The following is a 15600-nucleotide window of genomic DNA, read 5'->3' as shown; positions in this document are numbered from 1 at the left end:
AATCCACGCTACTGATCGTCATGGAACAATCATCAGGCTATCACGAGGTAGCTGTTCAATCAGGTTATATTTCTGCTTGATCAGTCATCGAATTGTTGATATGCGTATAACCAGGCGGGCTGCAGCCAGCAGGGAGGAGCCAGTTGCTCTGACTATAGGGAATTTCGATGGTGTTCATCTTGGCCACCAGGCGATGATTGCGCGATTGAAGCGCGCCGCGCGTCGTCTGGGGGTTGCATCTTGCGTTATGACATTTGAGCCGCATCCTCGGGAGCTTCTGATGCCTGATCGTGCCCCTGCTCGATTGACAAATTTGCATGAAAAACTTGAATTGTTGGCGAATCTGGGTGTGGATCGGGTGCAGATCTATCGTTTCAACCATGCATTTGCGAAAATCAGCGCGGAATTGTTCATTACACGCATTTTGTTGCAGGAAATGAATGTCCGCTGGTTACTGATAGGAGAAGATTTTCGCTTCGGTGCCCGGCGGTCAGGAGATATTGCCTTGTTGCAGAAATTCTTTTCGGAATCAGGCGAGAGGGAACTGGAGGTAATGTCCCCAGTTGCATTGGATGAGCTGAGAGTCTCAAGTACGGCAGTTCGTCATGCGCTAGCGTCTGATGATCTTGATTTGGCAGCAGAGCTCCTTGGGCGCCCTTTTACCATGGGCGGGCGGGTTGTGGATGGTTTGAAGCTGGGCAAGAAACTGGGGTTTCCAACCGCCAATATTCAACTCAAGGATCATTATCCATTGTTAAATGGTATTTTTGTGGTGGAAGCAAGTTGGCGCGATGGTGATGGTTCCGGTTTCACACGACGGGCAAGGGGAGTGGCCAGTCTGGGGGTTCGGCCAACTGTTCTCGAATATGCCCAACCCGTACTTGAAGTACATTTATTTGATTTTGATGAAGATATTTACGGGCAACGATTGCGAATCGAGTTTCTACAAAAACTTAGGGATGAGGAAAAATTTCCGGATATGGAAACGTTGGTGAAACAAATAGAGCAGGATGCTGTCCGTGCCAGGGCCTATTTTTCCCAAATGGATTCTTCCATGCACGCAACAGCTTGCCTGGATTGCTGATATGACGAACGATTATAAGAAAACACTTAACCTGCCTGATACACCTTTTCCTATGCGCGGAGATTTGGCTCGGCGTGAACCCGTCATGCTCAAGGCCTGGCAGGAAAAGAATCTTTACCAGAAAATCAGGGTTGCCAGTCAGGGGCGGCCGAAATTTATTCTGCATGACGGTCCACCCTACGCGAATGGTGATATTCATATTGGCCACGCTGTCAATAAAATTCTCAAGGACATCATTGTCAAGAGTAAAACCCTATCTGGCTTTGATGCACCTTATATTCCAGGCTGGGATTGTCATGGTCTGCCAATCGAGCACCAGATTGAGAAGAAGCATGGCAAACATCTGCCGGCAGATCAGGTGCGCAAGCTGTGCCGAGCCTTCGCGCAGCAACAGGTGGATCGACAAAAAGCTGATTTCATACGGCTAGGGGTACTGGGTGGCTGGGAACATCCTTACCTTACGATGAATTATGCAACTGAGGCAGGCATTATCCGTGCGCTTGGGAAAATTTATCGTAATGGTCATCTTTATCAGGGGCAAAAACCGGTCAATTGGTGTATCGACTGTGGCTCAGCCTTGGCAGAAGCTGAGGTGGAGTATGAAAACAAGCGTTCTCCAGCGATTGATGTTGGCTTTGAAGTGACAAACGAGCAGAGTACTTATCACCAGCTTGCCGCAGCAATGCATGCACAGATACCAGCTGATGCCCGTATTCTTGCCGTGATCTGGACGACAACGCCGTGGACGCTTCCTGCCAATCAGGCGGTATGTGTGCATCCCGAGTTTGAGTACAGTCTGATCAGTACTGCCCAGGGGTGGCTGTTGCTGGCTTCCGAGCTGGTGGATATCTGTCTTGCCCGTTACCAGCTTGAAGGGCAGGTGATGGCAACTTGCAAGGGGCAGGCGCTGGAAGGGTTACCCTTGCGTCATCCTTTTGCAGATCGTCCCATTAAAATAATCTGCGGGCGACATGTAACGCTGGAAGCCGGCACAGGTCTTGTTCATACCGCACCTGCGCACGGCCTGGATGACTATTTTGTTGGTCAGCGATATGGATTGCCCAGCGACAGCCCGGTCAAGGGGGATGGTAAATTCCGGGAGGAAACTCCACTGGTTGGTGGGTTGTTTGTCTGGAAAGCCAATGCTGTTGTAATTGATGCACTGCAAGCCGACGACCATCTGTTGCATGCGGAAGAAATTGAGCATAGTTACCCGCACTGCTGGCGCCATAAAACACCAATTATTTTTCGTGCGACACCGCAGTGGTTCATTGGTATGCAGCAATCCGCTGATTCGCACTCTCCCGAAAAATCATTACGTGACCTTGCTCTTCGCTCAGTGGAACTCACCCGTTTTTATCCAGCATGGGGCAGGGCGCGGCTGGAAGCAATGATTGGGAACCGCCCTGACTGGTGTATTTCTCGCCAGCGCAACTGGGGAGTACCGATGACCTTTTTTATCCACAAGGAAACGCATGCATTGCATCCCCGGACACAAGAATTGCTGGAGAAAGTGGCCGATTTGGTTGAGAAACAGGGGATTGAAGCATGGTTTAGCCTTGATGCGGCTGAGTTGCTGGGAGAAGAAGCACAACATTACCTAAAGCTGACAGACACACTGGATGTCTGGTTTGATTCTGGCACCACGCATGAAACTGTACTAAAAACGAATCCACAGTTAAAGCACCCGGCTGATCTTTACCTGGAAGGCTCTGATCAGCATCGTGGCTGGTTTCAGTCGTCGCTGCTGACAGGGTGTGCAATTGACAGCTGTGCACCTTACTCCGCCCTGCTTACGCATGGTTTTGTAGTAGATGGGCAAGGTTACAAAATGAGTAAATCGAAAGGTAACGTCATTGCTCCGCAAAAAATTGCTGATACGCTTGGTGCTGATATTTTGCGGCTGTGGGTAGCTTCTACCGATTACTCTGGGGAATTGTCCATTTCTGATGAAATTCTTAAGCGCACGGTTGAAACCTATCGACGCATCCGCAATACTTTGCGTTTTCTGCTGGCCAATCTGGCTGATTTCAACCTGGTTACAGATGCATTGCCACTACAGGAATGGATAGAAATTGACCGCTACATGCTCGTCTATACTGAAGCATTGCAGAATGAGCTTATCCAGCTTTATGAACGTTATGAATTCCATCAGGCGGTTGCCCGGTTACATCATTTTTGCTCCGAAGATCTGGGAGGGTTCTATCTGGATATCCTCAAAGATCGTCTCTATACCACGATGGCGGGTGGGATTCCACGACGCTCTGCCCAGAATGCGCTCTATCACATTGTGCACAGTCTCGCACGTCTGCTTGCACCAGCGCTAAGCTTTACCGCAGAAGAAGTCTGGCAGCAACTGAGTGGATCGACGGATGACAGTGTTTTTTTACATACCTGGCATCGCTTCCCGGAGCAGCCGGGAGATGCGCAAATTCTGATCCAGCGCTGGCAGCAGCTGCGTGAGTTGCGCGCTCGGGTGTTGAAACAACTGGAAGATGCGCGTATTCAGGGAAAAATTGGTTCATCGCTTGCCGCTACAGTAGAAATTCGCACAATCGGGGAAAACTATACATTGCTCGATTCACTGGAAGACGATCTCAGATTCGTACTGATCACGTCCGAAGTCCATTTACAGTGCGTGGATAATGCGACTGAAGAAACAATTATTGTAACTGCCAGCTCTTATCAGAAATGTGAGCGTTGCTGGCATTATCGGCAGGATGTAGGATCAATCGCTGAACATCCGTCACTGTGTGGCCGCTGTGTGATCAATCTTTCGGGGCCTGGTGAATACCGGCGCTATGCCTGATTTCCGTGAAGAATCACTGGAAAAATATATAGGAGTACGTGATGAAGCTGTATTTCAGTCTGAGTTTGGCCACAGTCATCCTGATGCTGGATTTGCTCAGCAAACGCTGGGTTGAGCTTAATTTATCGTATGGTCAGCAGATTGTTGTCACCGAATTCTTCAACCTTGTACTTGCTTACAATGCAGGAGCGGCCTTCAGTTTTCTGAGTGATGCCTCTGGCTGGCAGCGCTGGTTTTTGAGTGCAATTGCTCTTCTTGTATCAGCTCTGATTATTTATCTGCTGTACAAAAACACAACAAACCGGCTATTTTGTATTGCGTTGAGCTTTATTCTGGGGGGGGCATTGGGTAATCTCTGGGATCGGATTATGCTGGGGCATGTTGTCGATTTTCTGGATTTCCATGTGAGTGGCTATCATTGGCCAGCATTTAATTTTGCCGATTCGGCCATAGTCTGTGGAGCGTGCTTGCTGATTCTGGACGGGGTTATAAACAGACAGAATGATTCCATTCGGGGAGGGTGAGACAGAATCTTCAGGGATTTATCTGTGATCAGCGCGAGCTGATTCACCCTGCCGCGTATTAGGATCAATGGTCTCTCCTACCTATTATCAGGATACCGTCATGGCAGCAAGATTCTAATCACGTCATACAAACACATTCAACGATAAAGGAAACAAAACTGGATCATGTCGAACGACAACCCTGTCAAAGTTGATGGAGCGATAGTACGCAAAACACCTTATGGCATGCTGCGGGAACCAACATTTTCAGGCATGCTTTCTTTTATGCGTTGCAGTTTTCAGAAAGACTTGACAGGTGCCGAGCTGGTGATTAGCGGCATTCCACTGGATCTAGCGGTATCTTATCGCTCTGGCGCCCGCTTCGGACCGCTGGGAATTCGCCAGGCTTCTGCTGAAGTGGCTTCGCTCAAACCTTATCCATGGGGATTTGATCCATTCGAAAATCTTGCTGTGATCGATTTTGGAGACTGCTTTCTTGATGTGCATAATCCAATGACGATTCATGAGGCGATTATCGATCATGCCCGACATATTCTGGCATCTGGTGCACGCATGTTGACGTTCGGTGGTGATCACTCTATTTCTTATCCGTTGTTGGAAGCATATGTAGAGAAAACTGGAACTCCACTGTCTTTAATCCATTTTGATGCGCATTGCGATACCTGGCCGGATGATTCACCCGCTTCACTGAATCATGGTTCCATGTTTTACAAGGCGGTACAGGATGGTTTGATTGATATCGAGCATTCAGTACAGATTGGCATTCGTACCTGGAATGATAATTTCATGGGGATTAATATTCTGGATGCTGATCGAGTACATCGGCAGGGGACAGATGCGGTGGTTGCAGAAATTAAACGTATCGTTGGTAATCAGCCAGCATATTTTACGTTTGATATCGATTGCCTTGATCCAGCTTATGCACCGGGTACAGGCACGCCGGTTTGTGGGGGGCTATCAACTGCACAAGCGTTATCAATCATTCGTGGGCTTACTGCGATCAACCTGATTGGAATGGATATCGTAGAAGTATCTCCGCCCTACGATCACAGCCAGATAACCGCACTGGCTGCGGCACATATTGCTTGTGATCTGATTTGTCTGCTGGCAAAACGCAAAGCTGAGGGGTTGTTGTAAATCCTGTTTGAATATAATAATCAACGAGATCAGAATTTGTATCCGCGATGCAGTGCTACAACACCCGCTGTCAGATTGAAATATTCAACCCGTTCAAATCCAACCTGCTGCATGATCTGTTTTAGATCTTCCTGGGAGGGATGCATCCGAATGGATTCCGCGAGGTAGCGGTAACTAGCATCGTCACGGGTAACAATTTTCCCCATGAACGGGAGGGCCTTAAAGGAGTAAGTATCATATAAAGGCTGCAGTGGTTTCCACACTTTGGAGAATTCCAGCACGATGAGCGAACCACCTGGAGATAACACACGCCACATTTCCCGGAGAGCAATATCTTTGTGCGTCATGTTCCTCAAACCAAAAGCGACACAAACTCGATCAAAATAATTATCCGGGAAGGGTAGCTTTTCAGCATCACATTGAGCCACCGGCACACTCTTACCATCATTCAGCATACGATCACGGCCAATCGACAGCATGGAATTGTTGATGTCGGTCAGCCAGACTTCCCCCGTGTCCCCCACTTTCTCCCGGAACAAAGCAGTTAAATCAGCGGTTCCACCGGCGATATCCAATACCTTGTCACCTCTTTTTGCACCGCTGACATCGATTGCAAATTTCTTCCACAAACGGTGCAATCCCATGGACATCAGATCGTTCATCAGATTATAACGTGCCGCTACTGAGTGGAAGACTTCTGCAACCTTACGAGCTTTCTCTGTTTCTGAAACAGTTGCGAAACCAAAGTGTGTGGTATTCATTGTTCTGGAGATATATTCCGAATGAGTAATTTATGTCTGGTAAAAAGTATTACTATTTTACTTCGCGGCTGCTGCCGGAAGCTTCCAGTCGTTGCAGGTAATCTTGCCACATGATTCCCTGGTTCAAGCCATAATCATAAAGCAAGTCCCATGAATACAATCCAGTATTGTGGCTATCAGAAAAATCCAGCCTAACAGCATACCGGCCAACCGGTTCAATATGCGTGATAGTTACGTCTTTTTTACCGGTTTGCAAAACTTCCTGACCAGGCTCGTGGCCACGTACCTCAGCAGAAGGAGAGTAAACTCGCAGGAATTCACACGGGAAGCTGAAAGATTTTCCATCATTGAAGGTTACACTCAACATCCCTGATTTACGGTGCAGCTTTAACTCTGTGGGAATGGGCGTTTGTGGATTGAGTCCGGCCATAAAATTGGAATTTTTTATTCAAGACATCAAAAATAACATCATGGCACAGCTTCTTCCTGAGGTTTACGCTCAATTTTGACCAGATCCTCTCGTTTAGCCCCTAACAATATAAGTATCGGGCTGGCAATCATAATGGAAGAATAGATACCGAACAAAATGCCAATGGTGAGTGCCAACGCAAAATTATGTAATGCTTCTCCGCCAAATAGAAGCATGGAAACCACCACCAGTTGCGTACTTCCATGAGTAATTATAGTGCGCGACATGGTTTCGGTAATTGCGTTATTAATCACTCTTGTTACATCTGCTTTGCGTAGTTTGCGGAAATTTTCCCGAACCCGATCAGAGATGACTACAGACTCATTTACCGAATAGCCCAGGATAGCTAGTACAGCAGCCAGAACAGTCAGGTCGAATTCCCACTGAAAAAAGGAGAAACAACCCAGAATAATTAATACGTCATGCAGGTTGGCAACTATACAAGAAACACCAAATTTCCATTCAAATCGGAAAGCCAGATAGGCAACTATACCCATGGAAACAAACAGCATTGCCAATAAGCCATTTTCCAGTAATTCATCTCCAACCTGCGGGCCCACGAATTCCACTCGCCTCATTTCAACTGAAGGATCGTCTTTCTTGAGCGCAGCTATAACAGCTTCGGACAGATTGCCCCCAGTGTGTTCTGCCTTGGCAGGGAGTCTGATCATGACATCTCGGGATGTACCGAAATTCTGCACGATTGCATCAGGCATTCCAATGTCAGCAAGGATTTTGCGGGTTTTATTAAGATCAGCAGGTTGCTGGTAGCTGATTTCCATCACAGTACCACCAGTAAAATCTACGGCGAGATTTAACCCCTTCGTGACGAGAGAATAAATCGCCAGGATAGAGATGATTAGGGAAAAAGTCATTGATAACTTTCCCCAGCGGGTAAAGGGAATATCGCGTTCGAATCTGAAAAAATCCATGGTTATCTGGTTTCAGTAAGTTTTAATATTTGTGGTTACTTTTCTTCGGCATTTTTATGGTTCCAATCGGGACACGCGCAAGTTTGCGGTTGCCGTACAACAGATTAACCATCGCGCGCGAAACGGTGACCGCACTGAAGAGCGTGGTCAAAATTCCCAGACATAGCACGATGGCGAAACCCTTTATCGGCCCGCTGCCGAATATCATCAGGCCAAGACCGGCCAGTAATGTGGTGAGGTTGGTGTCGATAATCGCATCCCATGCGCGCTCATACCCAGCATGGATAGCTGCCTGTGGCGAAGCACCATGACGTATTTCGTCGCGGATACGTTCATTGATCAGTACGTTTGCGTCAATCGCCATCCCAACAGTCAGCGCCATTCCGGCCATTCCGGGGAGCGTTAATGTCGCCTGCAGGATTGAGAGCAATCCAATGAGAAATAGCAGGTTGACGGCGAGTGCCACGACAGAGATGACACCAATGGCCGAGTAATAAGCCATGATGAATGTGGCTACCGCCAGGAAACCAAACAGGGTTGAATTGAAACCTTTGGAGATATTTTCAGCCCCCAAGCTTGGTCCTATTGTACGCTCCTCGACAATTTCCATGGGGGCAGCCAGCGCGCCCGCACGCAACAGCAGAGCAACATCACGTGCCTCGATACTGCTCATTTTTCCACTGATCTGTACGCGCCCACCACCGATTTCTTCGCGAATGACTGGTGCGGTAACCACCTCGGTCAGGTTTTTTTCCACCAGCAGAATGGCCATGCGCTTACCTACGTTATTACGTGTTAGCTGTTTGAAAATTCGTGAACCATTGTTGTCTAGTGTTAAATGGACAGCAGGCTGGTGATCCTGATCAAATCCAGGTTGGGCGTCCGTAATGCGGTCACCGGTAAGCAGGATCTGTTTTTTGACCAAGAGTGGGCCACCCCCACGCTCGGTGAACAGTTCGGTACCAGGGGGAACTGATCCGCGCAAGGCAGCATCAATATCACCCTCTTCATCTACCATGCGTACTTCCAGCGTGGCGGTTCTGCCCAGAATATCCTTCGCCTTGGCAGTATCCTGTACCCCCGGTAACTGCACGATTACCCGATCAGCTCCTGCCTGCTGAATAATTGGTTCTGCTACACCCAACTCGTTGACTCGGTTGCGCAGCGTGGTGATATTGCGCTGGACGGCAGTATTTTGCATACGCACTAGCGCTTCCGGCTTAATGGAGATTGTCAGACGTGCCTCTCCGCCAGCATCTCCTGATTGAAAGGCGAGATCTTCAAATGCTTTTCCAAATTCCGTAATTGCTTTTTCCCGTGCCTGCTCATCACGGAATCTGATTACAATTTTTGACCGATCCCGCTCAATACCGGCAGACGGGATTCTTTGTTCACGCAGTGTACTGCGCAGATCGGCGCTGAAACGATCGAGGGATTTTGTGAGTGCGCCCTCCATATCCACCTGCAACATGAAATGAACTCCACCGCGCAGATCCAGACCCAGATACATGGGTAAAGCACCGATATGACGCATCCATTGCGGGGAATTTGGCAGCAAGTTTAATGCAACAACATAATCGCTACCAACCTCGGAACTTAGAATATCTTTCGCCTTGATCTGGGTATCTGTATCGGCAAACCGAATTTTAATCCCGGTTGCTTCCAATATTGTTCCGCTATACGGGAGATTTTGCTGGTTAAGGACTTGTTCCAAACGTTGCAAAAGTGCTGCATCGGTCCGTGCGTCAGTTCGTAGTGGTGAAATCTGAACGGCGGGGGATTCACCAAAAAAATTAGGCAGGGTATACAGCAATCCAAGCAGGATCGAAACGGCGATGACAATATATTTCCAGAGGGGGTAGCGGTTCATAATGGCCAGTATTTCAGAAGAAAAGGGGGTGCCGGAAGTTACGCCACAATTTCAGATAATTAAAAAAGAGCGGAGCATACCGGTAAATTAATTCTTTTCGTTATCCTGTTTTGTTGAATCGGCTTGACTGATTTCAGTTTCCTTATTTTCTGGTTCGGCCTGGCGGGGTTCATTAGATTTCTGCTTGCCGTTTTTGAGTGCCCGGCTGCTTTTGCCGGTTTCTATGCTTCTGAGTGTTCCCTTAGGCAATAATGTTTGAACAGAAGATTTGAGTACGGTAATTTCAACGCCTACTGCAATTTCCATGGTGAGGTAGCTGTCCCCGGCACTTACAACTCGGCCCAGTTCTCCTCCACTGATGACGATCTCGTCACCTTTCTGTAATTCGTTCTGCATTTGTTTTTGTTCTTTAGCCCGCTTGGTTTGTGGACGGATCAGCAAAAAATAAAAAATGACCACGATACCAATCATGGGCAGAAAGCTCATCAGTGTGGGGTCGGAAGTCTGAGCCGCGCCATTGGCAGCCTGGGCGAAAGCTTCTTTTATGAGCATAAGGTCTTCTCCTTCAATCGGGTATGAATGAAAACTGAATCGTTGTGTATTTTAGCATGAAGTTCTAGCCGGAAAATCTGCGTGCAAACTGTTCAAACTGACCAGCTTCAATCGCCTTACGGATATCGGACATGAGTCGTTGGTAGTAATACAAGTTGTGCAGTGAGTTGAGCCGGGCGCCGAGCATTTCTCCGGTGCGCTGCAGATGGTGCAGATAGGCACGGGTAAAATGGCGACAAGTGTAGCAATCGCAATTTTCATCCGGCGGGGAGGTGTCTAGCCGGTAACGGCTGTTGCGCAGCTTGAGAACACCCTGGCTGGTATAGAGCCAGCCATTGCGCGCATTGCGGGTAGGCAACACGCAATCGAACATATCGATGCCCTGTTCAACAGCATGAACAATATCTTCAGGCGTACCTACCCCCATCAGATAACGTGGCTTGTCTGCTGGTAGCTGTGGCGCGGTATGGCTGAGGATCCGCTGCATTTCCGGCTTGGGTTCTCCTACGGATAATCCGCCAATAGCGTATCCATCAAAACCGGTATCACACAAACCGGCTACTGAGCGATCACGTAGCGATTCGTACATACCACCTTGCACGATACCGAACAGTGCGTTTGTATTACCGGTATGCGCTGCTTTAGAGCGCTCGGCCCAGCGCAGACTCAGTTGCATGGAATCTTCGGCAATCTGCATATCCACCGGATAGGGGGTGCATTCATCGAAGATCATGACAATATCCGAATTCAGCACGCGCTGGATGCGCATGGATTCTTCCGGTGTTAGAAAGCAGGTATCGCCATTGACTGGCGAGCGGAAACGCACTCCTTCTTCGCTGATTTTGCGTAACGCGCCCAGGCTGAATACCTGGAATCCGCCTGAGTCGGTCAGGATCGGCCCGTCCCAGTGCATGAATCGGTGCAACCCGCCATGCGCTTCAATGACCTCCAGCCCGGGACGCAACCACAAATGAAAAGTATTACCCAGAATGATCTCGGCCCCCAGGGTTTGCAGCTCGTCTGGAGATAATCCTTTGACTGCACCATAAGTGCCAACTGGCATGAAGGCCGGTGTTTCTATCGTGCCATGGGCAAGCGTCAGCGTTCCTCGTCGGGCGTGATGGTCGCAGCAATGTAGCTGAAACTTCATGATTGACTATCACCCTTGATCAGCATGGCGTCACCGTAACTAAAAAAACGATAATGATTATCAACGGCGTGCTGATAGGCATGACGAATAGTTTCTATGCCAGCAAAAGCGGATACCAGCATCAATAAGGTGGAGCGGGGCAGATGAAAATTGGTCAGCAGTTGATCTACAACGCGGAACTGAAATCCGGGCGTGATAAACAGATTGGTTTCGTTCGATCCAGCAACCAGCTCTCCATCACCAATCAACGCACTGGCTTCGAGTGCACGCAAACTGGTGGTACCAACCGCGAGCACACTTCCACCACCCGCCTTGCATTCCCGGATAATTTCTATCGTTTCTGCCGGGATATGGTATTGCTCGGTGTGCATAATGTGCTGATCAATGTTTTCCACGCGCACTGGCTGGAAAGTCCCAGCTCCGACATGCAACGTGATCCAGGCGACCTTTACTCCCAGAGTCTGTAATGTTGTCAGCATTGTTTCATCAAAATGCAAGCCTGCAGTGGGTGCTGCAACCGCTCCGGTTTCTTGGGCAAACACAGTCTGATAACGACTTTCATCAGAAATTGTAGCTATACGTTCAATATAGGGAGGCAGCGGAGTATGTCCGTATTGATCAAGCAATTCGATGAGTGGCTGTGAGTGTATAAAGCGCAGTGTATAAATATCCTGCTCGCGTGCTTCTACCTGTGCGGTAATCACATTTTCCAGCAATAACGTGGAACCAATCGCCGGAGCATGGCTGGCGCGGATCAATGCCCGCGCTAGCTGCGTATCCAGAATGCGCTCGATCATGACTTCAACCTTGCCGCCGGTGGATTTGAAGCCTGCCAACCGTGCTTTGACGACACGAGTATTGTTGAACACGATTACATCGCCTTGTTTGAGGTAAGCGGGCAGATCTTTGAAAGCTGCATCACGTAAAGCAGATTGATTGCTATTTACATACAGCATGCGGCTGTCTGCCCGGTTTGCGAGTGGGAACTGTGCAATCAGCTCATCGGGAAGGGGAAAATTAAAATCATCAGTTTTCATGCTGCGGATTATACCGGTGACCAGTAAAGCGCCTGTGTTTTTTAGGAGAGAGTGCTGGGATGAGAGGTTTTTGCAAGGAGCTTTCTGCCAGTCAGAATGGTTGACTGTATAATTAATTTTTTAATTTTTATTATTCGGCAGAAAACTTCATCTATCCATGCAAGAAAAATATCATCCACAGGAAATAGAACAGCAGGCCCGGCAAAGCTGGCAGGAAACGGGCATTTTCAATACAACTGAAATACCTGATAAGCCGAAATATTATTGCCTGTCCATGTTTCCTTATCCTTCCGGCAAGTTACATATGGGGCATGTGCGCAACTATACGATTGGGGATGTGTTGTCGCGTTATCGTCGTATGCAGGGGTATAACGTTATGCAGCCGATGGGCTGGGATGCATTCGGATTACCGGCTGAAAATGCTGCCATCCAGAAGGGTGTGCCGCCTGCAAAATGGACGTATGACAATATCGCCTACATGCGCGGCCAGTTGCAAAGCCTGGGGTTTGCTATTGATTGGAAACGGGAATTGGCCACGTGTGATCCAGAATATTATCGCTGGAATCAGTGGTTATTTTTGCGCATGCTGGAAAAGGGTATTGCTTATCAGAAAACACAGGTAGTTAACTGGGATCCGGTTGATCAGACCGTACTGGCCAATGAACAGGTCATTGATGGGTGCGGCTGGCGTACCGGAGCGGTGGTCGAAAAACGAGAAATCCCCGGTTATTACCTGGCTATTACCCGTTATGCGGATGAACTGCTGGCTGATCTAGAGAAATTACCGGGCTGGCCAGAGCGCGTAAAAGCTATGCAGGCCAACTGGATTGGCAAAAGCTTCGGCGTGGATATTACCTTCTCACCTGATATTGTATCCGGAATGCCACAAGCGCTGAAAGTCTTTACTACCCGGGCGGATACGCTGATGGGGGTGACTTATGTGGCAGTTGCTGCAGAACATCCAGTTGCTTTGCACGCAGCACAAAATCAGCCTGATCTGATCACTTTTATTGAATCCTGCCGGCAAGGTGCCACCATGGAAGCTGAGCTAGCGCTCCAGGAAAAAAAAGGAATGGCTACCGGGCTTTATGTCCTGCATCCATTGACGGGCGAACGCTTGCCGGTGTGGGTCGCCAACTATGTGCTGATGAGCTATGGCGAAGGGGCTGTCATGGCGGTACCGGCGCATGATGAACGCGATTTTGATTTTGCCCGCCAGTATGCTTTGCCAATCAGACCTGTTATTAGACCGGAAGATGATGAATTGCCTGTACCATTTGTGCAAGCTTTTACTGACTATGGTGTGGCATTCGATTCCGGTGAATTTTCTGGCCTGAAATCGAGGGATGCGGTTGATGCTATCGCTACCAAGCTGAAGCTGAAGGAACAGGGGGAGAAGCGTGTGCGGTATCGCCTGCGTGACTGGGGTATCTCACGGCAGCGTTACTGGGGTTGTCCGATTCCGCTGGTTCATTGTGACCAATGTGGTGTGGTACCGGTGCCGGATGATCAGTTACCCGTTACCCTGCCGGAAGACCTGGTGCCGGATGGCTCTGGTAATCCACTGACAAAAACACCTTCGTTCTATGAATGTACCTGCCCGCGCTGCGGGCAGCAGGCGCGTCGTGAAACTGACACCATGGATACATTCGTTGATTCTTCCTGGTATTTCATCCGTTACGCTTGTCAGGATCAGCAGGCCGCTATGACTGATCAGCGAGTCAATTACTGGCTGCCGGTTGATCAATATATCGGTGGCATTGAGCACGCCATCCTGCATCTGCTGTATTCACGTTTCTGGAGCAGGGTTATGCGTGATCTCGGGCTGGTGTCATTCGATGAGCCTTTTACCAATCTGTTGACGCAAGGTATGGTGCTGAATGAAATATTTTTCCGTAAAACCGGCAGCGGCCGTATTCAGTACTTTAGTCCGGTAGAAGTTGATGTGCAGCATGATACAGAAGGAAAAAAAACCGGTGCCGTGCTGCAGGCGGATGGTCAACCGGTTGAATCTGGTGGTATCGGTACCATGTCGAAATCAAAGAATAATGGTATCGATCCGCAGGAAATTATCGAACAATATGGTGCTGATACTGCCCGTTTGTTTATGATGTTTGCCAGCCCACCCACGCAGACGCTGGAATGGTCAGATGCCGGTGTCGAAGGTGCTTTCCGTTTTCTCAAACGGTTATGGCGACAGGTTTATCTGCACAAGCAGCAAGAAGGTGACATGTCTGCAGATGTAATACCGTATCAGGAGTATCCGACTGATCTGCAGGATTTACGTTGTCAATTGCATCAGACAATAGTCAAAGTGAGTGATGATCTTGAGCGGCGCCATACATTTAATACCGCAATTGCTGCGGTGATGGAGCTGATGAACAAGCTAGCCAGCATACAAGATATCAGCCCGGCTGCACGCCAGCTCATGCAGGAAGCACTGGAGAACAGCGTGCTGTTACTTTCACCCATTGTTCCGCATATCTGTCATGTCTTGTGGCGTGAACTCAGACCTGGTACCGAGCTGCTTGATCAGCCCTGGCCACAGGCGGATGAGCAGGCGCTGATCCAGGATGAGATCGAAATCGTGGTTCAAATCAATGGCAAGTTACGCGGACAAATACGTATTGCCAGGGAAGCAGATCAGGCCACTATTGAGCGGGTAGCGCTGGAGCATGAGCATGTTCAGAAAAATATTGCCGGGCAGCCGATCAGGAAGGTGGTTATCGTGCCGGGAAGACTGGTCAATATTGTTGTTTAACGAGGCAGGTATGCTGCGGATGATAACGTTGCGAGCTTTACTGTCCATCTTGCTGATATTGAATCTGGTTGCCTGCGGCTTTAAGTTGCGCGGACAGGTTTCCGAACTCCCTTTTGAGCGGATCTATATTACGGCACCTGCAGGGATGACTATTGGCTCTGATCTTGAACGAGTAATTAGTACCCATACGCAAGCACGGGTAGTAAAGAAGATCGAAAAATCTGACGCAGTTGTTCAGATTGTGCATGCGATCAGGGAAAAAAGAATCCTTTCTCTCTCGGAGGGGGGAAGGGTGCGTGAGTTTGAGCTAATTTACCGGGTAGCTGCCCGATTGCTGGATTCACACAATACCGAGCTGGCACCTTTGCAGGAAATCAGATTGACACGTATTCTTCCGTACCTGGATGCACAGGAGCTGGCCAAGGCAGCAGAGGAGGAAATGTTGTATAAAGATATGCAAAAAGATGCCGTGCAACAGATTCTTCGCCAGATTACGGCTGCCGCTTCCGGGTGA

At 48.8% G+C, this 15600-nt stretch carries 13 protein-coding genes; 6 read left to right on the top strand and 7 right to left on the bottom strand.

Annotated features, from left to right (window positions below; genetic code table 11):
* Nucleotides 1–100: 100 nt before the first annotated feature.
* From BM331_RS03495 to speB, 4 genes are all read left to right on the top strand, one after another.
* Complete coding sequence (locus BM331_RS03495) at nt 101–1084, top strand: bifunctional riboflavin kinase/FAD synthetase (RefSeq protein WP_074927454.1); 984 nt, start codon at nt 101–103, stop codon at nt 1082–1084.
* A gap of 1 nt (nt 1085) precedes the next feature.
* Nucleotides 1086–3893 carry an isoleucine--tRNA ligase gene (ileS, locus tag BM331_RS03490; RefSeq protein WP_074927111.1) on the top strand — a complete coding sequence of 936 codons (2808 nt, stop codon included), beginning with the start codon at nt 1086–1088 and terminating at the stop codon, nt 3891–3893.
* A 41-nt stretch (nt 3894–3934) separates the two neighbouring features.
* Complete coding sequence (lspA, locus tag BM331_RS03485) at nt 3935–4417, top strand: signal peptidase II (protein WP_074927109.1); 483 nt, start codon at nt 3935–3937, stop codon at nt 4415–4417.
* A 165-nt stretch (nt 4418–4582) separates the two neighbouring features.
* Complete coding sequence (speB, locus tag BM331_RS03480) at nt 4583–5554, top strand: agmatinase (protein ID WP_074927107.1); 972 nt, start codon at nt 4583–4585, stop codon at nt 5552–5554.
* A 29-nt stretch (nt 5555–5583) separates the two neighbouring features.
* Here the strand turns inward: speB and ubiE are convergent, their stop codons facing one another.
* The 7 genes from ubiE to queA all read right to left on the bottom strand — a co-directional run bounded on the left by ubiE (nt 5584) and on the right by queA (nt 12325).
* Nucleotides 5584–6315: a bifunctional demethylmenaquinone methyltransferase/2-methoxy-6-polyprenyl-1,4-benzoquinol methylase UbiE gene (gene ubiE, locus BM331_RS03475; protein ID WP_074927105.1), complete on the bottom strand. Its 732-nt coding sequence runs from the start codon at nt 6313–6315 to the stop codon at nt 5584–5586.
* Between the two features lie 52 nt (nt 6316–6367).
* Nucleotides 6368–6745: a gamma-butyrobetaine hydroxylase family protein gene (locus BM331_RS03470; RefSeq protein ID WP_074927103.1), complete on the bottom strand. Its 378-nt coding sequence runs from the start codon at nt 6743–6745 to the stop codon at nt 6368–6370.
* A 38-nt stretch (nt 6746–6783) separates the two neighbouring features.
* On the bottom strand, nt 6784–7716 hold the full coding sequence (gene secF, locus BM331_RS03465) for a protein translocase subunit SecF (RefSeq protein WP_074927101.1): 933 nt from the start codon (nt 7714–7716) through the stop codon (nt 6784–6786).
* Between the two features lie 22 nt (nt 7717–7738).
* Entirely contained in the window at nt 7739–9586 is a 1848-nt protein-coding gene (gene secD, locus BM331_RS03460; protein ID WP_074927099.1) for a protein translocase subunit SecD, read from the bottom strand.
* A gap of 87 nt (nt 9587–9673) precedes the next feature.
* The gene (gene yajC, locus BM331_RS03455) at nt 9674–10138 is read right to left on the bottom strand and encodes a preprotein translocase subunit YajC (RefSeq protein WP_074927097.1); all 465 of its coding nucleotides are present in this window, start codon (nt 10136–10138) and stop codon (nt 9674–9676) included.
* 64 nt (nt 10139–10202) lie between these two features.
* Entirely contained in the window at nt 10203–11288 is a 1086-nt protein-coding gene (gene tgt, locus BM331_RS03450) for a tRNA guanosine(34) transglycosylase Tgt (RefSeq protein ID WP_074927095.1), read from the bottom strand.
* Complete coding sequence (gene queA / locus BM331_RS03445; protein WP_074927093.1) at nt 11285–12325, bottom strand: tRNA preQ1(34) S-adenosylmethionine ribosyltransferase-isomerase QueA; 1041 nt, start codon at nt 12323–12325, stop codon at nt 11285–11287. Before queA ends, tgt begins: the two co-directional genes overlap by 4 nt.
* Nucleotides 12326–12482: 157 nt before the next feature.
* On the opposite strand from queA, the gene leuS reads away from it, so the two are divergent.
* Nucleotides 12483–15086, top strand: coding sequence for a leucine--tRNA ligase (leuS, locus tag BM331_RS03440; RefSeq protein WP_074927091.1), 2604 nt, complete (start codon nt 12483–12485; stop codon nt 15084–15086).
* Complete coding sequence (locus BM331_RS03435) at nt 15007–15600, top strand: LPS-assembly lipoprotein LptE (RefSeq protein WP_256214801.1); 594 nt, start codon at nt 15007–15009, stop codon at nt 15598–15600. Before leuS ends, BM331_RS03435 begins: the two co-directional genes overlap by 80 nt.

This window comes from Nitrosomonas eutropha (assembly GCF_900116685.1).
Classification (GTDB): Bacteria; Pseudomonadota; Gammaproteobacteria; order Burkholderiales; family Nitrosomonadaceae; genus Nitrosomonas; species Nitrosomonas eutropha_A.
The sequence above is the reverse complement of the archived record's forward strand: the minus strand, read 5'-3'. Positions and strand labels throughout refer to the sequence as shown.